The organism is Staphylococcus pseudoxylosus, assembly GCF_003697915.1.
GTDB classification, from domain to species: Bacteria; Bacillota; Bacilli; order Staphylococcales; family Staphylococcaceae; genus Staphylococcus; species Staphylococcus pseudoxylosus.
On sequence record NZ_RCVN01000001.1, the window covers coordinates 20,016 to 39,821 of the forward strand.

Sequence of the window (19,806 nt, forward strand, 5' to 3'; positions counted from 1 at the left end):
TTATTAATTTAATATTTTCAATGCTAATAATAATGAGTCTAGTTTATTTTGTTTCGTATCTGCCCTTGAAGTCAATACAATCGGGAATTTTGCTCCTAAGACTAAACTAGCTACACGTGCACCTGCAAAATAAGTGAAAGATTTGTATAGTGCGTTACCAATATCTATATGTGATACTAATAATGCATCTACATCACCTGCTACGTGGGACTTGATATTTTTTTTAATAACACTTTCCATGCTAATTGCGTTATCAAAAGCTAATGGACCATCGACATATAAATAGTCAGATGTTGTTCTACTAAATATATTCTTGAGCTTTTCAGCATCCGTAGATGACAAGATTTTCTTAGTAGGTTTTTCAACGGATGAAAGAATACCAACTTTAAACTGGTCATAGCCTAGTGCTTTAGAAAATTCAGTTAAATTATTAATAATTTGTTTCTTTTCTTCAACGGATGGATTAATATTTAATGCTACATCACTTAACATCAATGTTTTATGATAAGTTGGCACGTTAAAACATGCAACGTGATTTAAGAAACCGTGTTTAGCAATAAAGCTTTTATTACTCAGTACAAAGGATAATAATGTTGATGACATCAAATTACCTTTGACTAATACTGATACTTTACCAGAAGACAAATCATCAGCACATTGTTTAAAAAGTTCGTTGTCGTTACTAAAATTAAGAATATGAATCCTATTGAGTAATTGTGGATCCATATCAAATGAGCGAATGATCTCTGTAGGATCTTGTGTGTCATATAAATATACATCAATCTCTGTCAAAACGAGCGCTTTCATGATAACGGATAACATTTTTTCATCATTTGCATATAAAATAGCAACATTACCCTTTAAATTATATGAAGAATCAATTAAATGTTGATATTGCATAAAAATCAACACCTTTCTCATTTTATAAAGTGACTATACTTGATATCACTATAAATAGTTATTGAAAATGTACATCGTTAGGCAAGTTGATTTTGTTCTATCATTTCTTTAGCATTTTGACGTGTGATATCAGTTACACTAGCTCCTGAAATCATTCTTGCTATTTCATCTATACGCTCTGAGCCTGAAAGCTCTTTGACGTGTGTTGTAGTACGGTCATCTACTGAATCTTTACTGATAAATAAATGATGATCGCTCATTGATGCTACTTGTGGTAAATGGGAGATACAAATTACTTGAATATGCTTAGCTAAGCCTTTCATTTTTTCAGCCATTTTTTGTGCTGCTTGTCCTGAAACTCCAGAATCTACCTCATCGAATAATATTGCGGTTTGTCCTCGTGTTTTAACGAAGATCGTTTTAAGGGCAAGCATTATACGTGATAATTCCCCACCAGAAGCAATTTTATTTAAACTTTTAAGTGGTTCTCCTTTATTAGGGCTGATTAAAAATTCTACAAATTCAATACCTTCTCGATTTGGAGCATCTAAAGGTTTAAATGAAATTTCTAAATTAGCATCTTTCATTTGTAAATTTTGAATTTCATCTACGATATGATCGCGTAGGGTTTGTGCCACAATTCGACGTTCACGGGATAATTCTGTACCTAGTTTGATTACATCTTCATATAAGCTTTCAATTTCTTGTCTTAACTGTGAAGTGCTTTCTTCGTAGTTTTCGATTTTATTAATTTCATTTTCTAATTTGTCTTGATATTTAATTAATTCAGTAATATCTTTACCATATTTTCTTTTTAAATCATTCAGAACATTCATTCTAGCTTCAAGTTCATTTAAGTAGTGCTCATCAAATTCAGTATTGGTCAATTCATCATACAACTGATGTTTAGCATCTTCTAAAGTATAGTAAAATTGATCGACTTCTTCTTTAAGCGTGTCGTATTTTTCCGGTAGAATATCACTTATGGATTGCAATTGATTGCTCAATTCATATAAGCGATCTGTAATAGCATGCTCGTCTGTTAAAGTAAGATGCGCATTATTTAAAGCTAAACTTAGATTTTCTGAATTTTGTATACGTTTAATGTCTGATTCGAGTTGCGAAACTTCACCGTCGACCAAGTTTGCTTCTTGTATTTCTTCATACTGGAATTTTAGTAAATCTAGACGTTGTAATAAGGCTTGATCGGCAGATTCTAAATCTTCAAGCTCTTTCTTTTTAGCTTTATATTGATCAAAAGTGGTAACGTATTGTTCAAGTAAATTTTTATATTGATTTTCAGCATAGTTGTCGAGTAATTGTAGATGATATTTTTGTTTTAATAAAGTTTGTGTTTCATGTTGTCCATGGATATCTAACAACTCTTGCATAATTTTACGTAAATCTTGCAATGTGACTATTTGATTATTAACCCTACAAATACTTTTACCTGTGTTGAAAATTTCTCTTTTAACTAATAAAAAGTCTTCATCTATATCGATGTCTAAAGCTTCAAGTATCGAAATGGCTTCTTTACTCTCATCAATATCAAATATACCTTCAATAATAGCTTTCTTCTCACCATGTCTTACATAATTAGATGATGCGCGCATACCAATCAGTTGTCCAATGGCATCGATAATAATTGATTTACCTGCGCCAGTTTCACCACTTAACACTGTTAATCCATCACCAAAGTGAACTTCTAATTCATCAATGATAGCGAATTGTTTGATAGATAAAGTCTGTAGCATCCTTTTTAACACTTCCTTACACTTATAATAAATTAAAGATGCGCGTTTTAATTTTTTCACTTGCTAACTCATCTCTACAGATAATCAAGCAAGTATCATCACCACAAATAGTGCCTAAAACTTCCTCCCAATCAATTTGGTCTAAGATTGCACCGATTGATTGCGCATTTCCTGGTAATGTCTTTAGAACTAATAAGTTACCAGTGCCATCTATATTTACAAATGAATCCATTAAATAGCGGCCCAGTTTTTCTAGAGGATGATATTTTCTATCATTTGGCAAACTATAAACATACTGTCCTGTTGGTGTGGGGACTTTTATTAATTGTAATTCTTTGATGTCTCTAGAAACTGTAGCTTGAGTAACGTTTAACTCATACTCATTTAATCTTTTTACTAATTCATCTTGTGTTTCGATTTTTTCGTTTGAAATTATTTCTCTAATTTTAATATGTCTTACTGATTTTTTAGCCATGTATAGCACCTCTATAAACGAATATTTATACATTTATTTTAACACATGCATATCAATACTACTACTAAAGATAGTTGGAATTTTACTTATCTGAAAACGATAACTCTGCATATCAAAAGTGAAATCACAATTTAAAGTACATTTGAATGGTCGGTAAATCATGGTGTATATTATGAATGTGATGAATAATTATTGAATAGTATGTAATTTCTAATATATAAAAATCGGCCTTGTTTTCAAAATAAAGTTTAATATCAAAATATACGAAGTGTATATTATACATTTTTCATAATAAAAAGAGAGCGGGAACAGAAATCAAAATTAGATAAGTGATTTCTCATTCTCGCTCTCAACAAGAACGCATTAAGATTCGCGATTATTAAATAACTCAATAATATAAGTCAAGTTTTCTGTATTGTACTGTTCTGGTAATTGATTTAGACATTCATAAGCTTCTTGTGTATGATATGTCATTTTATCTTCGGCACCTTGTTGTCCTAATAGTGATACATAGGTACTTTTATCATTATCAATATCACTGCCTACGGCTTTACCTAATTTCGCTTCGTCACCATACACATCTAACAAATCATCTTTGATTTGAAACATTAATCCTAAATGCTCGCTAAATGATTCTAATGCATTAGCAACACTTTGTTCTGGCTTAGCAATATCTACTGCAGCCATCACTGCAAATTTAAGTAACGCACCTGTTTTAGCGTTGTGAATTTGTTCGAGTGTGTCGATATTCACTTTGGCACCTTCGCCTTCACTTTGCATATCAAGAGTTTGACCTCCAACCATACCCAAATGACCACTAGCAAAAGTTAAGCGCTTAATTAACTTAATTTTAGCAGTATCATCAACTGCTTCATCATTAACAATAATATCAAATGCTTTAGTTAGAAGTGCATCGCCAGCTAAGATTGCTTTCCACTCACCAAACACTTTATGATTTGTAAGCTTGCCTCTGCGATAATCATCATTATCCATTGGTGGTAAATCATCGTGTATTAAAGAATAGGTATGAATCATTTCTAAGCCAAGCGCCGAAGAAAGCCCAGCTTTATAATCACTAGATAACATCTCTAACGTTAATAGTAATAACACTGGTCTGATTCGCTTGCCACCAGCTTCTAATGAGTAACGCATACTTTCTTCTAAATTTGTATTTAAATCTGAATTTGGGATCGTCTCGGATAATAGTTGGTTAACTTCCGCTGTTAAGTTTTCCATCTTTTTATTCATTTTCATTATCTTCCTTCACGACATCGTCATTATTATCAGTATGCTCATCTGCCATTAATTCGTTGACTTTCTTTTCAGCGTCTTTTAACGTTTCATCGCAAGTTGCTGATAATTTCATACCACGTTGATATAAGTTCAGAGATTCTTCTAATGATACATTTTCGTTATCAAGTTTTTGCACTATATTTTCTAACTCTTTCATCATTTCCTCGAAACTTTGTGTATTACTATTACTCATCATTACACCTTACCTTCTTAACTTGAGCATCAACAACGCCATCTTTCATTGTTAATACTATGTTGTCGTTCTCAGCTAAATCACTAGTACTTGTAATAACATTGTCATCCTTATTAACGATTGTATAACCACGCAACATCGTATTTGTAGGACTCAAATTATTAAGACTTTCTAATTTTCTAGCTAGATTATTTTTTTGATTTTGAATAAAGTTATTCATGACTTTACTTAAATCATCACGCTTTTGAGCATTTGTTATTTGTTCTCTATTGATATTTTGTTTGAAACCTTTAAGGTTAAACTTATTTAACAATAATTGTAATTGCTGTTGATGATTTTTGATTGTTAAATTCATCGACAGGTTAAGTTGCTTTTCTAAATCATCACGTTTTTGAATTTGTTGATCATACAATAATGTTGGTGTTTGAAATTTATAATACGATGATACATGTTGTAAATGCTTTCTTTGTTGCTGTAAATGTTGTTTTATAAAACGAGTAAGCGACAAATTGGTTTGTTGCAAGTATTGACGTAATTCAAATTGATCTGGTGTAGCCATAACTGCTGCTTGTGTTGGTGTAGCTGCACGAACATCTGCAACAAAATCACTAAGTGTGAAATCCGTTTCATGACCAACTGCTGAAATAATAGGTGTAGTACATGCGTATATTGCTTTGACTACATCTTCCTCATTAAAGTTCCATAAGTCTTCTATAGAACCTCCGCCTCGTCCAATAATTATAGTATCTACACCCATATCATCGGCATGTTGTATGTTTTTTATAATATCGTTTTTCGCTTGTTCACCTTGTACTAGCGTATTGATTTGTATTTGTTCTGCTAAAGGATATCTACTGTTGATTGTAGTGTGAATATCTCTAATGGCTGCGCCTGTACCTGCTGTTAACACTGCAATTTTCTTAGGAAACTTAGGTATAGGTTTCTTGTTGTTTTGATCAAAATAGCCATCTTTAGTAAGTTTCTTCTTCAGCTGTTCTAATTTTTGATATAGATTACCAACACCATCTAAATGCATTTTATTGACATAAATTTGATAGTTCCCACGGCGTTCGTATACGGAGACACGTGCCTCTAAAAGTACCTCGTCACCTTCTTTAGGGTCAAAATCAATTTTCGAAGCATTGCCTTTAAACATCATGGCACTAATAACACTATTGTTGTCTTTGACGTTAAAATAGAGATGGCCACTACTATGTTTTTTAAAATTAGAAAGTTCCCCTTTAATCAACACAGATTGTAAATGTGGGTCTTGATCAAATTTATATTTTATATATTTTGTAAGTGTAGAAACACTTAAATATTCTGCCATGTTATATCACTCTTTTATTCAATATTGCTCAATACACCGTTTATAAATTTATAATGATCATCATCACTGAATTGTTTGGCTAATTCCACAGCTTCATTGATGATTACTTTTTGTGGTGTTGAACTATTTAACAATTCATAAGTTGACATTCTTAAAATAATGCGATCAGATTTTAGCAATCTATCTAAAGTCCAATCTTTTAAATGTGGTTGAATTTTCTCATCTAAGACTGATTCATGATCTTTTACACCAGTTACTAGCCAGTTGATAAAATCAAATTCTAAATCAGGATTATCATCTTTAATAAAACTTATCGCTTCATCAATAGTTAATTCATTATTTTTCATTTCAAGCTGAAATAGAGTTTGAAAAGCTTGTGTTCTCGATTCTTTACGACTCATTATAAACTCCCTTAAGCATAGTATTATTTGTAAATCATTTGTATATAGAAATATGATACGTTTTAAAAACAAACGATAATATCAGTTGTATACAAAATGTATTTATAAAGTAAATCTGCTTTATTTAATTTTAATTTATTGGTTCGATATGCGTGATATGGACATTGATTTGACTTGGTTCAATCGTGGTCATTGTAGTTAATGAATTATATATAGCCTGTTGTATTTTTTTAGCTGTTTCTGAGATATTAATTCCATAGGACAAAGTGCAATAAACATCTATATAAATGCCATCTTCTCTTGTATCTACTTTTATACCTCTACTTAATTGTTTCTTACTTATATTTTCGATACTAGTATGTTTTAACTCTTTAAAATGACCTTGAATGCCTTTGATTTCAGATGTTGCTATGCTTGCTATAATTGTTAAAACTTCGGGCGCAATCTCAATTTTCCCTAAATTGGAATGTGTGGACTCTGATACTTTGACCATTTCACTTACCCCCTAATTAGATTCATCATCCATAATATTATATGTTTCTAAGAAATTAGTATTAAATTCCCCACTTCTAAAAATATCATTGTTCAATAGACGGACATGGAAAGGAATCGTTGTGTCTATACCTAATACAAGGTATTCACCTAATGCACGTAAACCTGTCATGATTGCTTCGTCTCTAGTTGGTTCATGAACAATAAGTTTTGCAACCATAGAGTCATAATATGGAGGAATTGTATAATTAGTATAACATGCAGATTCAATTCTTACGCCAAATCCACCTGGAGCCAAGTATTGTGTGATTTGCCCTGGTGAAGGCATAAAGTTTTTATATGGATTTTCAGCATTAATTCTAAATTCCATCGCATGTCCTTCAATTTTAATATCTTTCTGTTTGAAGGGTAACTTTTCACCCATCGCAACTTTTAATTGTAGTTTAACTAAGTCTACGCCTGTAACCATTTCAGTAACAGGGTGTTCAACTTGTATTCGTGTATTCATTTCCATGAAGTAAAATTCATTTGAATCTAAGTCATATATAAATTCAATCGTACCTGCATTTTCGTAATTAACTGCTTTTGCAGCTCTTACTGCAGCATTACCCATTTCTTGTCTTTTTTCTTCAGTTAATATTGGAGAAGGTGCTTCTTCAACAAGTTTTTGCATTCTACGTTGAATGGTACAATCACGTTCACCTAAATGCACCACGTTGCCATAACTATCTCCCATTATTTGTATTTCAATATGTCTAAAGTTCTCGATGAATTTTTCCAAATATAGACCACTGTTACCAAAAGCGGTTTCCGCTTCTTGTTGTGTCATTTTGAAGCCAGTTTCTAATTCTTTTTCATCACGAGCAACTCTAATACCTTTACCACCACCACCTGCAGTAGCTTTGATGATAACTGGATAGCCTATTTGATTTGCAATTTTTTTCGCGTCTTCAATATTTAAAACAAGCCCTTCGCTACCAGGAACAACTGGTACTTCAGCGCGTTTCATTTCTTCTTTAGCTACGTCTTTGATACCCATTTTTTGAATAGATTCAAAGCTTGGGCCAATGAATTTAAGTTGGCATGCATCGCATAATTCAGCAAAATCACCGTTTTCTGCTAAGAAACCATATCCAGGGTGAATGCCGTCACACCCTGTTGATGTTGCTATAGATAAAATGTTTGGGATATTCAAATAAGAATCTTTAGATTGTGTTGGCCCGACGCAGTATGCTTCATCAGCAATTTGAGTATGTAAAGCGTCTTTATCTCCTTCTGAGTATATTGCCACCGTTTGTAAACCTAAATCATGACATGCACGAATAATTCTTACTGCGATTTCCCCTCTATTTGCTATTAAAATTTTATTCATTATTTTACCTTAAATAACGGTTGGCCATACTCTACCATTTGACCGTCTTCTACTAAGATTTCAGCAATTTCACCACTGACTTCGGCTTGTATTTCATTGAATAATTTCATAGCTTCTAATATACATACTGTTGAATCATTTGTTACAGAATCTCCAACTTGAACGTAGGCACTTTCTTCTGGTGACGGTGATTTGTAAAACGTACCAACCATTGGCGCATTAATTGTTTGCAAGTTATCTTCTGCCGTATTAGTATTTGCATTATTATTCGTGCTAATTTCATCAGCACCTTGTGTTCCTGCAGGAGTTGATGCTACGCCTTGTTGTGGTGCTATTTGTTGCATCGGTTGTTGTGAAATTTGAGGTGTTATAATTTCAGTTTCTTTTTCTTTTTTTAAATTTACAATATTGCCTTTATCCTCAATATTAATCTCAGTCAAGCTAGATTGGTCAAGAATTTCTATCAATTCTTTAATTTCTTTAAAATTCATAAATACTGACTCCTTCAGATTGTTTTCATTTACCTTGTTTATTTTACTTTAGTGATATGTTCAATTCAAGCATATACATACTTTCTATAATAAACTGATTAACTTTTATCGTGTTCTATATACCTATAAGCGTGCTGAAATCTAAATTTTTTTGAGTGAGATGGTGTGATTTCTGATTTTAACAAAATAAAGCGAAATATATTGCACATTAAATCGCAATATTTAGCTTCAGGAATCTATAAGTAAATTACATCACTATAATTTAGATATCATCAACTATATAATTGGGTGACAGTTGTTTAATCCACTTCTTTATGTTCAGATACAAATCGATATGTAACAAAGTGTCATACGCTTCATAATGCTTAGGTTAAACATTAAATATAAAGTTAAACATTTATAATTTAACATTTTAATTATAGAATTTATAGTATTCATAAACATTATATTATCTAATATAACCTTTTATATTCATAATAACCATAAAAACCTTTCCAATTTATAAATCGGAAAGGTTTTTGCTCATCACTTTTATTACATATCATTTTTAAATAATAAAATGTTAGGCTCTAGAAATATAACTACCGTCACCTGTATTAATTACAAGTGTGTCTCCTTCATTGACAAATAAAGGTACATTCAATGTATATCCTGTTTCAACTGTAGCAGATTTAGTAGCGCCATTTGCTGTGTCGCCTTTAATACCTGGTTCAGTTTCTGTTACTACAAGTTCAACTGTTTTTGGTAATTCAACACCAAGTGTTTCATTACCGTATGTTTGAATTTGGACTTCCATATTTGCTTTTAAGAAATTTAATTCGTGTTGTAAATAATCTCCTTGTAGCTCCGTTTGATCAAATGTTTGATTATCCATGAAAACATGCGTATCTCCATCGGCATATAGATATTGCATACGACGATTCTCAATCATAGCAGTTTCTACTTTTTCGCCACCTCTGAATGTTTTCTCTTGGATCGAACCAGTTCTTAAATTACGTAGTTTAGAACGTACAAATGCAGAACCTTTTCCTGGTTTAACATGTTGGAAATCTAAAACTTTCCAAATGCCATTATCTACTGATATTGTTAAGCCTGTTTTAAAATCATTAACCGAAATCATTCAGTTTCCTCCTCAATTATAAGGTCTTCTATAAAATAATAAGGTTTTTGGAAGATTTAGTAAAGCGTTCACAGCCATTTTCTTTAATTAAAATGTCATCTTCAATACGAACGCCCCCCAATCCATCTATATATATACCAGGTTCAATTGTAACACAGTTATTAATATCTAATGGCGTCTCAGATTTTCTAGAAAGGTTAGGGCCTTCGTGAACGTCTAATCCAATACCATGACCAAGCGAATGTCCAAACGCCTCGCCATAACCTTTTTCAGTGATATAATCTCTAGCAATAGCATCTAAAGCCTTACCAGTAATACCCTTTTTAGCGGCGTCAATGCCTTTTTGATTCGCCTCTAACACAATATTATATATTTCTTTAAGTTTTGGATCAGGTTCACCTATTGCGAATGTACGAGTGATGTCTGATGAATATCCTTTGTAATATGCACCAAAATCTAAGGTAATTAATTCCCCTGAATTGATAACTTTGTCACTAGCAACTCCGTGAGGTAGCGCGCCACGTTCACCAGAAGCTACAATTGTTTCGAATGAAGTTCCTTCAGCACCAAGTTCTAACATTTTACTTTCTAATTTTGCTTTTAGTTGCTGTTCAGTCATACCAGCTTTCGCGACAGTTAAAATATATTCGTATGCCTCATCAACGATATCTGCTGCTTTTTGAATTAATTCTATCTCTGATCCATCTTTAACTTCACGAATCTTTTCTATCATACCTGAAATACTAATCAAACTAATGTATGATTTACTCAATTGAAGATATGTATCATAGCTGACTAAGTTTCCTTCAAATCCAACATTTTGTACGTCTAATTGTTCAAGTTGCTTTTTGACTTCATCAATTAAACTACCTTCTTGTTTGATGATTTCAAATTCTGGGGCTTGAGCAGTCGCTTGTTCAATATATCTAAAATCAGTTAGTAATAAGTTGTGATCTTTCGTAATAATTAACGCACCACTTGTACCAGTAAAACCGGATAAATAACGTCTGTTAAAGTCAGATAGTACTACCACTGCTTCTAAATGTTTGGCTTCTATAGCGGTATTTAATTTATCAATTCTTGTCATTTGTCATCCTCCTACACAATAAGTTTGTACATTTTCTTTTTATACATTAAAATGATAGCATAATTATTGTATAAATTTATAGTTTTTGAATTAGGAGAGAGTTATGAAGAAAAAAATAGTGGCTATTTTATGTGCTTCATGTGTACTTGCTGGTTGCGGAAGTCAAAACCTTGGTCCTTTAGAAGAAAAGACGACCAAACTTCGCGATGAAAACCATAAGTTAAAGGGGAACATTCAAGAATTAAAACAAGAAATTAGCAAAGAACAAAATAAAATTGCAGCTCTAGAGAAAGATAAGAAAGACATTGGCAAAGCGAAAAGTAATAAAAAGAAAGCTGCTAATTTAAAAGCGTCCTCTACATATTATCAAGATATCGCTAAATTAATTGACCAATATAATGCAATCGAAAGTGATGTATCAAAAAACAAAGGTGATAAGAAAGTACAAGATAAACTTGCAGAACTAAAAAATAAAATGGATACCGCCTTTACGACATATAAAAATGATGTTGATAAAGAAAAAATGGATAGCGAAGATAAAACCAAAAATAAAAATATAACTAAATTGGACAAAGACTTAAATTCAGCATTTAGTGATATTAAAGAGGGTTACGATGCTAAAGATAAGAAGAAGATTCAAAAAGGCCAAAAAGCTTTATCAGTCATCAGTATTAAAGATAGTCAAAGTTAACAATCACATAGGAGTGTTTTAAGTGAAACAAGCAATATTTTATATCGTTATCGCAATTGCCGTCGTAGGATTAGTACTCAATCTTGATGCCTTTATTTTCAGTTTTGTAAGAATGGTCATTAGCTTAGCCATTTTCGGTGGTATTATATACGCAATTTACTATTTCTTCTTCTTAACTGAGGATCAGCGTAAATACAAACGTGCGCAACGTAAGTATAAAAGACAAAATAGAAAGAAAAAGTAACATATACTTGGATATATAAATCCCCGAAAAGATATCTATTTTAAGATAATCTTTTCGGGGATTTATTTTATAATTTATACTTATTCAACATATCTTGATATGTGTTGCTATTTTAAATGTCGAGTGAGCAATTTAAAACGAAACTATTTACGATAGTTCCACTCGTCAGATTTGTATTTATCAATTAACTCATTTATTTCATTTTGTTGTTTTTCATTGAGCTTTAGTGGCTTAAAGTCAATATTCAAACCTTTTTTAAAACCTATTTCAAATGCTTCTTCCATCTCTTCTAAACTAATCTGGCGATCTGAAATATCGTTAATTGCTACAGCTTTTTCTACAAATGCTTGCTTCATCTTATCTTTGAGACGATCATTTTTAAAAACAAACATATCAAACAAATCGTCTATGTCTACATCTTGTAGTAAAGAACCATGTTGTAAGATAACTCCTTTTTGACGAACTTGAGCACTTCCAGCAATTTTACGCCCTTCTACAACTAGTTCATACCAGCTAGGCGCATCAAAGCAAACTGCACTTCTTGGTTGTTTTAAATTTGCTCTTTCCTCTTTTGATTTTGGAATAGCAAATGAAGCATCAAATCCTAAATGTTTAAAACCTTCTAGTAATCCTTCTGAAATTACTCTATAGGCTTCAGTAACTGTAGAAGGCATCTCAGGGTGTGATTCTGGAACGATAACACTATATGTCAGTTCTTTATCATGTAAAACACCTCTGCCGCCAGTTTGACGACGTACAAGACCATAACCTTTAGCATTCACCTTTTCAATATCTATTTCTTTAGTTAGTCTTTGAAAATAACCAACTGATAAAGTCGCAGGGTCCCATGTATAAAACCTAATTACTGGATCTATCTCTCCTCTAGATACAAAATTAAGTAAAGCTTCATCCATTGCCATATTAAAATATGGGTCTTTGCTACCAGTATTTATAAAATTCCATGTTTCTGTCACTTTCAAAACTCCTATCGCTAAATTAAATTGTGATAACAGCATTTTTGTGTTATCGTTTTCAATAATTGTTCAAGTTTGTCAGCAATAACTATTTATCGTGAGAAAAATATTTTGATAAATTGCGCTAACAGTCTTATAATATATAATATCGGTTAATTAGGGAGGATGCAAGATGAGTAACTTTTGGTTTATACCTTTAGCAGTATTAATAATTATCATCGCTTACATGCTAATCAATTATCTTCTTAATAAAAGAGCAGTCACAGAATTAAACCAAAATGAGTTCCATGATGGTTTGCGCAAAGCTCAAGTTATTGATGTAAGAGAAAAAGTGGATTATGATTACGGACACATCAATGGTGCACGTAATATTCCAATTACAATGTTTAAACAAAGATACCAAGGTTTACGAACAGACCAACCTATCTATCTTTGTGATGCGAATGGCATTGCCAGTTATCGTGCAGCAAAAATATTAAAGAAAAACGGCTACACAGATATCTACATGTTAAAAGGTGGATATAAAAAATGGACTGGTAAAATTAAATCTAAAAAATAACTTTATATCTTAAAATTAAAGGCATAAAGTGAATGTTTAAAATAAAAGCGTGGTCAACAATTAAAGTTGACCACGCTTTTTAATTTGCATAAAAAATCGAACTGGATTTATACCAGTCCGATCTTTAAGTGTTTATATATAAAAGGAATTTTCAATATAACTGTGTAAAAGTGTAAACTAACTATTCTTTTTCTGAACGTAAGTTTTCAAATTTTAACACTGGATTTCTTGCTGCTTTGGTTTCATCCAATCTATCAATGATAGTTGTATGTGGCGCTTCTAATACAATATCCGGGTTCTCTTTAGCTTCATTTGCAATTTGAATCATCGTATCACAGAAGTGGTCTAGCGTTTCTTTTGATTCCGTTTCAGTTGGCTCAATCATCATGCCTTCTTCGACATTAAGTGGGAAATAAATTGTCGGTGGGTGTACTCCGAAATCTAATAGTCGTTTAGCCATATCTAGTGTACGAACGCCCTGTTCTTTTTGTTTAGATCCACTCAAGACAAACTCGTGTTTACAATATTGACTGTAAGGAATCTCAAAATGTTCTTTCAATCTTGCTTTAATATAATTGGCATTTAATACAGCAGCTTCAGATACTTCTTCAAGTCCTTTGTTCCCCATACTACGAATATAAGTATAAGCTCTTAAATAGATGCCAAAATTACCATAGAATGGTTTAACGCGTCCTATAGAATTTGTTATATCATTATCATATTTATAAATATCATTTTCTTTGACCACCATTGGTTTAGGTAAAAAGCTCGCAAGTTCTTTTTTTACACCTACTGGTCCAGAACCTGGGCCGCCGCCGCCATGTGGCCCTGTAAATGTTTTGTGTAAGTTTAAGTGAACTGCATCAAACCCCATGTCACCTGGTCTAACTTTGTCCATAATGGCATTTAAATTTGCACCATCATAATATAATAATCCACCCGCTTCATGAACGATATTACGAATATCCATTATGTTTTTTTCGAAAATACCTAAAGTATTAGGATTAGTTAACATGATAGCAGCTGTTTTATCATTAACTAAACGTTTCAAATCATCAATATCTACTTCTCCGCGTTCATTTGATTTAACTGTTACAGACTTAAAGCCTGCAAACGCAGCTGAAGCTGGATTGGTGCCGTGTGCAGAGTCAGGAACAATAACTTCATCACGATGACCTTCTCCGTTTTTTTGATGGTATGCTTTAAAAATCATTAATGCTGTCCACTCACCGTGCGCACCAGCAGCAGGTTGTAACGTTACTTCATCCATACCAGTGATTTCTTTCAACTCTTCTTGTAAACTATGAATAATCTCTAAAGATCCTTGAACTTGCGATTCATCTTGTAATGGATGTGATTCTGAAAATCCAGGAATTCTAGCAATTTTTTCATTTATTTTTGGATTATATTTCATAGTACAAGAACCTAATGGATAAAATCCTGAATCTACACCAAAGTTTTTATTTGAAAGCTCTGTGTAATGTCTCACTAAATCTAATTCAGCAACTTCTGGTAGTTCTGCCTTATTTTTTCTAATATATTTTTCGTCTAGTAATTTTTCAACAGCACCATTATCTATTTCTTTTTTTGGTAACGAATACGCATAGCGACCTTTTTTAGAACGTTCAAAAATTAATGGACTTGATTTACTTACTACCATTTAATTCACCTGCTTTCTTAACAAATGTGTCAATTTCATCTTTTGTTCTCAATTCTGTTACAGCAACTAACATATGATTTTCAAAGGATTCTGTTACTTCACTTAAATCGAAACCGCCTATGATTCCTTCTTGTATAAGTGCATCATTAATATCTTTAACAGGTTTATCGAATTTCACTACAAATTCATTAAACGAAGTTCCAGTTGACACTTCTAAACCAACTTGTTTAAATTGTTCCTTTGCATAGTTTGCATTTTCAAAATTTTGTACTGAAATGTCATAAATGCCTTCTTTTCCTAGTGCTGACATACAAATTGACGAAGCTAATGCATTCAATGCTTGGTTTGAACAAATATTAGAAGTAGCTTTATCACGACGTATATGTTGTTCGCGAGCTTGTAATGTTAAAACAAAACCACGATGCCCATCTGCATCTTCGGTTTGACCTACTAAACGCCCAGGTGTTTTGCGCATTAATTTTTTAGTTGTAGCAAAGAAACCGCAATGAGGTCCACCAAATTGTGCAGGTATACCAAATGGTTGTGTATCACCTACAACAATATCCGCACCAAAACTACCTGGAGGTGTAAGTAAGCCTAATGCTAGTGGGTTAGTATAAACAATAAACAAAGCTTTTTTACCTTCAATAAATGATTGGATTTTCTCTAAATCCTCAATTGAACCATAGAAGTTAGGATACTGAACAGCAACTGCAGCTGTATCATCATCTACAGCTGCTTCTAACTTTTCTAAATCAGTAATAGTACCATCTAAATCAACTTCTACGACTTCAAATTCTTCACGTGTTTTTACATAAGTGTTAAGAACTTGTAAAGCTTGATAATGTAACCCTTTAGAAACTACAATTTTATTTTTACGCGTTTGGTTAAACGCTAAAATACATGCTTCAGCAAAACTTGTAATGCCATCATACATAGATGAATTTGCAATATCCATGTCCGTTAATTCACAAATTAAAGTTTGGAATTCAAAAATTGCTTGTAGTTCACCTTGTGAAATTTCTGGCTGATAAGGTGTATAGGCAGTATAGAATTCCGAACGAGAAATCATCGCATCTACTACTGCTGGTGCGTAATGGTCGTATACCCCTGCACCTAAAAATGAAGTGTGCGTTTCTTTAGTAATATTTTTACTTGCGACTCTACTTAAGCGTTTGGTCAACGTAGTTTCAGCTTCTGCATCTGGAATAGCTAGTTCTCTATTTAATAATATGTCATTGGGTACATCACCAAATAATTCTGCAATTGATTCTGCACCTATAGTATCTAACATTTCTTTCTTATCTTGCTCTGTTAATGGAATATAACGATGACTCACAGTAACACCCCTTTGTATTATTTACTTATTTGATTTTTCTTAACAATTTTCGCTTTAACTTGTCTCTTTCTTACTTGAACTAACACTTCTTTTCCCATTTCAAAAGCATCACGATTAATTAGAGCCAAACCAATGGATTTACCAGTTAATGGTGATTGAGTACCCGAAGTAACCTCTCCAATTTGATTACCTTCTAAATCCAACACTTTATAACCAGTTCTAGGAATACCTTTTTCAATCATTTCTAAGCCGACTGTTCTACGTTTCGAACCATTTTCTTTTTGTTCTTTAAGAACACTTTTGCCAATGAAGTCAGCTTCAATTAATGGTTTGGCTGCAAACGCGATTCCAGCTTCATAAGGTGTGATTTCTTCACTTAAATCTTGACCATGTAATGGTAAACCAGCTTCCAATCTTAGTGTATCTCTTGCTCCTAAACCACATGGCACAACTTTATGTTCTATTAGTTTCTTCCATAAATAAGGTGTGTCATCTGCATCGCAGTAAATTTCAAAACCATCTTCACCAGTATATCCTGATTGTGATAAAATTACGTTTTTCCCAAAAAACGCTACATTTTGTTTAAATTCGAAAGGTTTCATTGCAGATACATCTATATCAACATGTTGTTGAACTAAATTACGTGCATTTGGCCCTTGAATTGCTAATTGACCGTAATCATTCGAAACATTAACTACTTCAACATCGAATTTTTCGGCTTTCTCTTTCATCCAAGCAAAGTCTTTATCTGTATTACCAGCATTTACTACTAATAAATATTGATTTTCATCTAATTTATATGTGATCAAATCATCAATAATACCGCCATTTTCATTACACAGTGCAGTATATTGAGCTTTATTTGTAGTTAAATTTTCAGTATCGTTAGATAGCAAATATTGTACTAGTTGCGCAGCTTCACTACCTTTTATCAGAATTTCACCCATATGACTTACATCAAATAAACCGATTTCTGTTCTAACAGCATTATGTTCTTCTTTAATACTTGAAAATTGGACTGGCATAGCCCATCCACCAAATTCTACGATTTTAGCACCACTATCTATAAAAGTTTGATAAAGCGGTGTTTTTTTCAGTTCATTGGACATGAAGAAACCTCCTATTGTTTAAGTAAATATATTAAAAAAACAGAGTAGACTAAGCTACCCTGTTTAAATTCTCCAGGAATGCGTCACAGTATTATCCTTTTGCCTGAGAGTTTCGTTAAACTTGCACCTTCGGCGATGGACTAAAGTTATAAATAATATAACTAACCATTCTCTCCAATACTGATCATTCGCAAACAATCTCTTCCATAATCTCACTTTGTAATGAGTTTAGAGATTTACTGCTATTTAATTTTATGAATGCGATTTCATTATATCTTGAAACCCTTGAGGAATACAAGCTTTTTAATTCAAAAAGAGATTTATTGTTTGCATTAGGTCTATTGCTATCGTTTTTGATTCTGTTGTAAACAATATTCAAGTCACAATCTAACCATATTACTCGCTTTTGTAGTTTTAAAAAGTTAAATGTTTGATCACTTTCAATAATACCTCCGCCGGTCGAAATAATATGATAATGGTTGATACATTCTTTTAGATACTTGTATTCTAATTCTCTAAAACCCGCTTCCCCTATTTGTGCAAATATATCTGGGATAGATTGAGCTTCTTGTTCCACTATGTACGCATCTAAATCAACGTAGGATAGTTGATTATGCTTTGAAAGATATTTACCTAATGTTGTCTTACCAGTTCCCATAAATCCGATTAATATCAATGGTTCTATTTTAATGTTATTCAAAAATATCTTCCTTCTTCATAAATAAATTAATTTGGTTTTCATAATATTTCTCTATATTATCTAAAGTTTTTAATTGTATACCAATTTGAAATACATAAATTGTAATTAAAGATAAATATAGCATAAATACTACCAACACAAAAGGATAGATGTAGGCATTACTATTAAATATATAGTTGTTTTTCATAAGCATTACCTTTTTCAATTATGTTTAAATTAACTTTCAACGTCTTATAATTTACAACTTTAAATTCTACTGATTTCACATTGTTTAATAATGTTATATTTCCTTTACCGTTTATACTTTTGATTATCTTGTTATTTTTTAATTCATAAATAATATCTTTATCTTTATTTTTTATGACTATTTTACTTTTACGTACGTCATTTACTATAATTTGGGGATTTTTTGCTAACAAGTCACGTGTTAAATCAACAGCAAAAAATTCTAAATCTAAATTGGTTTGATTTGATAAGCGCGCTTCGATAAAGTGCGTTGTTTTAAATAATGAAGGTAATATTGTAAATATCAATATCGTAATGAATAATGCAAACAATACTTCGACATACGTAAACGCTTTAAGTTTTTTTACCATAGCATTTTTCATATTTAGTTCCTTTTCTTGTTATGCAAAGTTTTTGATTACTTAGTTTTAGATGATAAGTATTTAAATCTATACCCTTTTTCAGAACTGATTTGTCATATCGGTACAAGGAGCTAATTATAACCCGTTTCATCTCCATATCAATTATTTTATTTTGAACTTCTTTGGAAAGTTGTAACATGAAAGGGATAAATAAAATACATATCAAGGTTATTGTTGAAAAAGATAAAAGCGCATCTATAAATAATGAACCTTGTAAATTATACTTTTTCATATCTTAAGCGGCCTTTTTCTATATGAAATATTATTTTATATAAAGATTTATCAATACTTAGATATAAAGAACCAAATTTGTTTACATCACCATTTTTGTCGAAGTTTATATAATTTAAATTTGTACGAGGATGTATGTAGGTATTTTGAGGTAAATCGATAGTGGAATTTTGCATATGTTGTTCTTTTACACGGATTTGAGTTGAAAAATCATTGAATATTAATGTGATAGATTGTTGATCTTTAATTGCTTTTGACTTTAAGTAATTAAATTGCATTATTAAGTTATTAATCTTTGAATGTGGTGAAGTTAAGTCATTTTTGTTAAAAGATAGTCGTTGCATTTGTAAAAAAACAAGTAAGCTTACAATGCTTAATATAAATAGCATTTCAATATAAGTAAATGCTCGACTAACTTGCAACTGCTTCACCATCATTAATAGATATTAATGCGCCTGATTTACATCGTTTTTGATTCTCTTTTATATAACCTTCGTTGACGAGTTCGTCCATAGTAGTTGGCTTCTTATTGAATTTCAAGCTATAAGCTTCAATTTGACTATCTACCATTTTAAGCTGTGCTTCACAACTAGTAGTTTGTATGTGTGAAGATTGTTTAGCTATATTAGGTATAATTAATATTAATAATAGGCTTATTATTAGTAAAACCAATAACATTTCAATGAGTGTGAATGCCTTTTTGTTAAACTTATATTTAAAATTTTTCATATATTATTAAACCCT

24 protein-coding genes and 1 riboswitch are annotated in these 19,806 nt (G+C 31.8%); of the genes, 3 read left to right on the forward strand and 21 right to left on the reverse strand.

The genetic code is table 11. The annotated features are described in order from the left end of the window. Positions 1 to 3: 3 nt before the first annotated feature. From D9V42_RS00085 to D9V42_RS00140, 12 genes are all read right to left on the reverse strand, one after another. On the reverse strand, positions 4 to 900 hold the full coding sequence (locus tag D9V42_RS00085; protein ID WP_122062349.1) for a phosphate acyltransferase: 897 nt from the start codon (positions 898 to 900) through the stop codon (positions 4 to 6). 77 nt (positions 901 to 977) lie between these two features. Continuing rightward, positions 978 to 2,654, reverse strand: coding sequence for a DNA repair protein RecN (gene recN / locus D9V42_RS00090; RefSeq protein WP_107555284.1), 1,677 nt, complete (start codon positions 2,652 to 2,654; stop codon positions 978 to 980). 22 nt (positions 2,655 to 2,676) lie between these two features. Then, positions 2,677 to 3,129, reverse strand: coding sequence for a transcriptional regulator AhrC/ArgR (gene ahrC, locus D9V42_RS00095; protein WP_017724556.1), 453 nt, complete (start codon positions 3,127 to 3,129; stop codon positions 2,677 to 2,679). A gap of 363 nt (positions 3,130 to 3,492) precedes the next feature. Next, on the reverse strand, positions 3,493 to 4,377 hold the full coding sequence (locus tag D9V42_RS00100; RefSeq protein ID WP_172592852.1) for a polyprenyl synthetase family protein: 885 nt from the start codon (positions 4,375 to 4,377) through the stop codon (positions 3,493 to 3,495). After that, positions 4,370 to 4,615: an exodeoxyribonuclease VII small subunit gene (locus D9V42_RS00105; protein WP_122062794.1), complete on the reverse strand. Its 246-nt coding sequence runs from the start codon at positions 4,613 to 4,615 to the stop codon at positions 4,370 to 4,372. Before D9V42_RS00105 ends, D9V42_RS00100 begins: the two co-directional genes overlap by 8 nt. Then, positions 4,608 to 5,945, reverse strand: coding sequence for an exodeoxyribonuclease VII large subunit (xseA, locus tag D9V42_RS00110; protein WP_122062351.1), 1,338 nt, complete (start codon positions 5,943 to 5,945; stop codon positions 4,608 to 4,610). Before xseA ends, D9V42_RS00105 begins: the two co-directional genes overlap by 8 nt. A 14-nt stretch (positions 5,946 to 5,959) precedes the next feature. Further along, complete coding sequence (gene nusB / locus D9V42_RS00115) at positions 5,960 to 6,346, reverse strand: transcription antitermination factor NusB (RefSeq protein ID WP_017724560.1); 387 nt, start codon at positions 6,344 to 6,346, stop codon at positions 5,960 to 5,962. A 130-nt stretch (positions 6,347 to 6,476) separates the two neighbouring features. Continuing rightward, positions 6,477 to 6,839, reverse strand: coding sequence for an Asp23/Gls24 family envelope stress response protein (locus tag D9V42_RS00120; RefSeq protein ID WP_107531610.1), 363 nt, complete (start codon positions 6,837 to 6,839; stop codon positions 6,477 to 6,479). Between the two features lie 12 nt (positions 6,840 to 6,851). Beyond that, entirely contained in the window at positions 6,852 to 8,210 is a 1,359-nt protein-coding gene (gene accC / locus D9V42_RS00125; protein WP_017724562.1) for an acetyl-CoA carboxylase biotin carboxylase subunit, read from the reverse strand. Continuing rightward, the gene (gene accB, locus D9V42_RS00130) at positions 8,210 to 8,701 is read right to left on the reverse strand and encodes an acetyl-CoA carboxylase biotin carboxyl carrier protein (protein ID WP_122062353.1); all 492 of its coding nucleotides are present in this window, start codon (positions 8,699 to 8,701) and stop codon (positions 8,210 to 8,212) included. The genes accC and accB overlap by 1 nt, the downstream gene beginning before the upstream one ends. 562 nt (positions 8,702 to 9,263) lie before the next feature. Next, a complete protein-coding gene (efp, locus tag D9V42_RS00135; RefSeq protein WP_017724564.1) occupies positions 9,264 to 9,821 on the reverse strand; it encodes an elongation factor P in 558 nt (185 codons plus the stop codon). A gap of 28 nt (positions 9,822 to 9,849) precedes the next feature. Then, on the reverse strand, positions 9,850 to 10,908 hold the full coding sequence (locus D9V42_RS00140; RefSeq protein WP_122062355.1) for a M24 family metallopeptidase: 1,059 nt from the start codon (positions 10,906 to 10,908) through the stop codon (positions 9,850 to 9,852). Positions 10,909 to 11,011: 103 nt separating this feature from the next. Here D9V42_RS00140 and D9V42_RS00145 point away from each other — a divergent pair, with 103 nt between their 5' ends. Beyond that, positions 11,012 to 11,599 carry a hypothetical protein gene (locus D9V42_RS00145; protein WP_122062357.1) on the forward strand — a complete coding sequence of 196 codons (588 nt, stop codon included), beginning with the start codon at positions 11,012 to 11,014 and terminating at the stop codon, positions 11,597 to 11,599. Between the two features lie 22 nt (positions 11,600 to 11,621). Further along, positions 11,622 to 11,843: an SA1362 family protein gene (locus D9V42_RS00150; RefSeq protein ID WP_107555279.1), complete on the forward strand. Its 222-nt coding sequence runs from the start codon at positions 11,622 to 11,624 to the stop codon at positions 11,841 to 11,843. A gap of 143 nt (positions 11,844 to 11,986) precedes the next feature. On the opposite strand, the gene D9V42_RS00155 is transcribed toward D9V42_RS00150, so the two are convergent. Then, positions 11,987 to 12,817: a lipoate--protein ligase family protein gene (locus D9V42_RS00155; protein WP_122062359.1), complete on the reverse strand. Its 831-nt coding sequence runs from the start codon at positions 12,815 to 12,817 to the stop codon at positions 11,987 to 11,989. A gap of 172 nt (positions 12,818 to 12,989) precedes the next feature. Here D9V42_RS00155 and D9V42_RS00160 point away from each other — a divergent pair, with 172 nt between their 5' ends. Further along, positions 12,990 to 13,376: a rhodanese-like domain-containing protein gene (locus D9V42_RS00160; protein ID WP_029377201.1), complete on the forward strand. Its 387-nt coding sequence runs from the start codon at positions 12,990 to 12,992 to the stop codon at positions 13,374 to 13,376. Positions 13,377 to 13,557: 181 nt separating this feature from the next. On the opposite strand, the gene gcvPB is transcribed toward D9V42_RS00160, so the two are convergent. The 8 genes from gcvPB to comGC all read right to left on the reverse strand — a co-directional run bounded on the left by gcvPB (position 13,558) and on the right by comGC (position 19,791). Next, positions 13,558 to 15,036: an aminomethyl-transferring glycine dehydrogenase subunit GcvPB gene (gcvPB, locus tag D9V42_RS00165; RefSeq protein ID WP_107555277.1), complete on the reverse strand. Its 1,479-nt coding sequence runs from the start codon at positions 15,034 to 15,036 to the stop codon at positions 13,558 to 13,560. After that, positions 15,023 to 16,375: an aminomethyl-transferring glycine dehydrogenase subunit GcvPA gene (gcvPA, locus tag D9V42_RS00170; protein ID WP_122062361.1), complete on the reverse strand. Its 1,353-nt coding sequence runs from the start codon at positions 16,373 to 16,375 to the stop codon at positions 15,023 to 15,025. Before gcvPA ends, gcvPB begins: the two co-directional genes overlap by 14 nt. Before the next feature lie 17 nt (positions 16,376 to 16,392). After that, positions 16,393 to 17,484, reverse strand: a complete 1,092-nt coding sequence (gene gcvT / locus D9V42_RS00175) for a glycine cleavage system aminomethyltransferase GcvT (protein WP_122062363.1) — start codon at positions 17,482 to 17,484, stop codon at positions 16,393 to 16,395. 81 nt (positions 17,485 to 17,565) lie between these two features. Continuing rightward, a riboswitch (glycine riboswitch) is annotated at positions 17,566 to 17,672 on the reverse strand. Continuing rightward, positions 17,669 to 18,184 carry a shikimate kinase gene (locus D9V42_RS00180; RefSeq protein ID WP_208639061.1) on the reverse strand — a complete coding sequence of 172 codons (516 nt, stop codon included), beginning with the start codon at positions 18,182 to 18,184 and terminating at the stop codon, positions 17,669 to 17,671. Its footprint overlaps the riboswitch before it by 4 nt. A 164-nt stretch (positions 18,185 to 18,348) precedes the next feature. Beyond that, positions 18,349 to 18,780 (reverse strand): competence type IV pilus minor pilin ComGF, encoded by a 432-nt coding sequence (comGF, locus tag D9V42_RS00190; RefSeq protein ID WP_244204762.1) that lies wholly within the window; start codon positions 18,778 to 18,780, stop codon positions 18,349 to 18,351. Then, on the reverse strand, positions 18,764 to 19,063 hold the full coding sequence (locus D9V42_RS00195; RefSeq protein WP_107556414.1) for a hypothetical protein: 300 nt from the start codon (positions 19,061 to 19,063) through the stop codon (positions 18,764 to 18,766). Before D9V42_RS00195 ends, comGF begins: the two co-directional genes overlap by 17 nt. Continuing rightward, on the reverse strand, positions 19,050 to 19,496 hold the full coding sequence (comGD, locus tag D9V42_RS00200; protein WP_244204763.1) for a competence type IV pilus minor pilin ComGD: 447 nt from the start codon (positions 19,494 to 19,496) through the stop codon (positions 19,050 to 19,052). The genes D9V42_RS00195 and comGD overlap by 14 nt, the downstream gene beginning before the upstream one ends. Next, entirely contained in the window at positions 19,474 to 19,791 is a 318-nt protein-coding gene (comGC, locus tag D9V42_RS00205) for a competence type IV pilus major pilin ComGC (protein WP_122062371.1), read from the reverse strand. Before comGC ends, comGD begins: the two co-directional genes overlap by 23 nt. Positions 19,792 to 19,806 lie beyond the last annotated feature (15 nt).

Coding starts and splice junctions, on each gene's coding strand:
- D9V42_RS00085 (WP_122062349.1), bottom strand. CDS start 900: ATGCAATATCAACATTTAATTGATTCTTCATATAATTTAAAGGGTAAT.
- recN (WP_107555284.1), bottom strand. CDS start 2,654: ATGCTACAGACTTTATCTATCAAACAATTCGCTATCATTGATGAATTA.
- ahrC (WP_017724556.1), bottom strand. CDS start 3,129: ATGGCTAAAAAATCAGTAAGACATATTAAAATTAGAGAAATAATTTCA.
- D9V42_RS00100 (WP_172592852.1), bottom strand. CDS start 4,377: ATGAATAAAAAGATGGAAAACTTAACAGCGGAAGTTAACCAACTATTA.
- D9V42_RS00105 (WP_122062794.1), bottom strand. CDS start 4,615: ATGAGTAATAGTAATACACAAAGTTTCGAGGAAATGATGAAAGAGTTA.
- xseA (WP_122062351.1), bottom strand. CDS start 5,945: ATGGCAGAATATTTAAGTGTTTCTACACTTACAAAATATATAAAATAT.
- nusB (WP_017724560.1), bottom strand. CDS start 6,346: ATGAGTCGTAAAGAATCGAGAACACAAGCTTTTCAAACTCTATTTCAG.
- D9V42_RS00120 (WP_107531610.1), bottom strand. CDS start 6,839: ATGGTCAAAGTATCAGAGTCCACACATTCCAATTTAGGGAAAATTGAG.
- accC (WP_017724562.1), bottom strand. CDS start 8,210: ATGAATAAAATTTTAATAGCAAATAGAGGGGAAATCGCAGTAAGAATT.
- accB (WP_122062353.1), bottom strand. CDS start 8,701: ATGAATTTTAAAGAAATTAAAGAATTGATAGAAATTCTTGACCAATCT.
- efp (WP_017724564.1), bottom strand. CDS start 9,821: ATGATTTCGGTTAATGATTTTAAAACAGGCTTAACAATATCAGTAGAT.
- D9V42_RS00140 (WP_122062355.1), bottom strand. CDS start 10,908: ATGACAAGAATTGATAAATTAAATACCGCTATAGAAGCCAAACATTTA.
- D9V42_RS00145 (WP_122062357.1), top strand. CDS start 11,012: ATGAAGAAAAAAATAGTGGCTATTTTATGTGCTTCATGTGTACTTGCT.
- D9V42_RS00160 (WP_029377201.1), top strand. CDS start 12,990: ATGAGTAACTTTTGGTTTATACCTTTAGCAGTATTAATAATTATCATC.
- gcvPB (WP_107555277.1), bottom strand. CDS start 15,036: ATGGTAGTAAGTAAATCAAGTCCATTAATTTTTGAACGTTCTAAAAAA.
- gcvT (WP_122062363.1), bottom strand. CDS start 17,484: ATGTCCAATGAACTGAAAAAAACACCGCTTTATCAAACTTTTATAGAT.
- comGF (WP_244204762.1), bottom strand. CDS start 18,780: ATGGTAAAAAAACTTAAAGCGTTTACGTATGTCGAAGTATTGTTTGCA.
- D9V42_RS00195 (WP_107556414.1), bottom strand. CDS start 19,063: ATGAAAAAGTATAATTTACAAGGTTCATTATTTATAGATGCGCTTTTA.
- comGD (WP_244204763.1), bottom strand. CDS start 19,496: ATGGTGAAGCAGTTGCAAGTTAGTCGAGCATTTACTTATATTGAAATG.
- comGC (WP_122062371.1), bottom strand. CDS start 19,791: ATGAAAAATTTTAAATATAAGTTTAACAAAAAGGCATTCACACTCATT.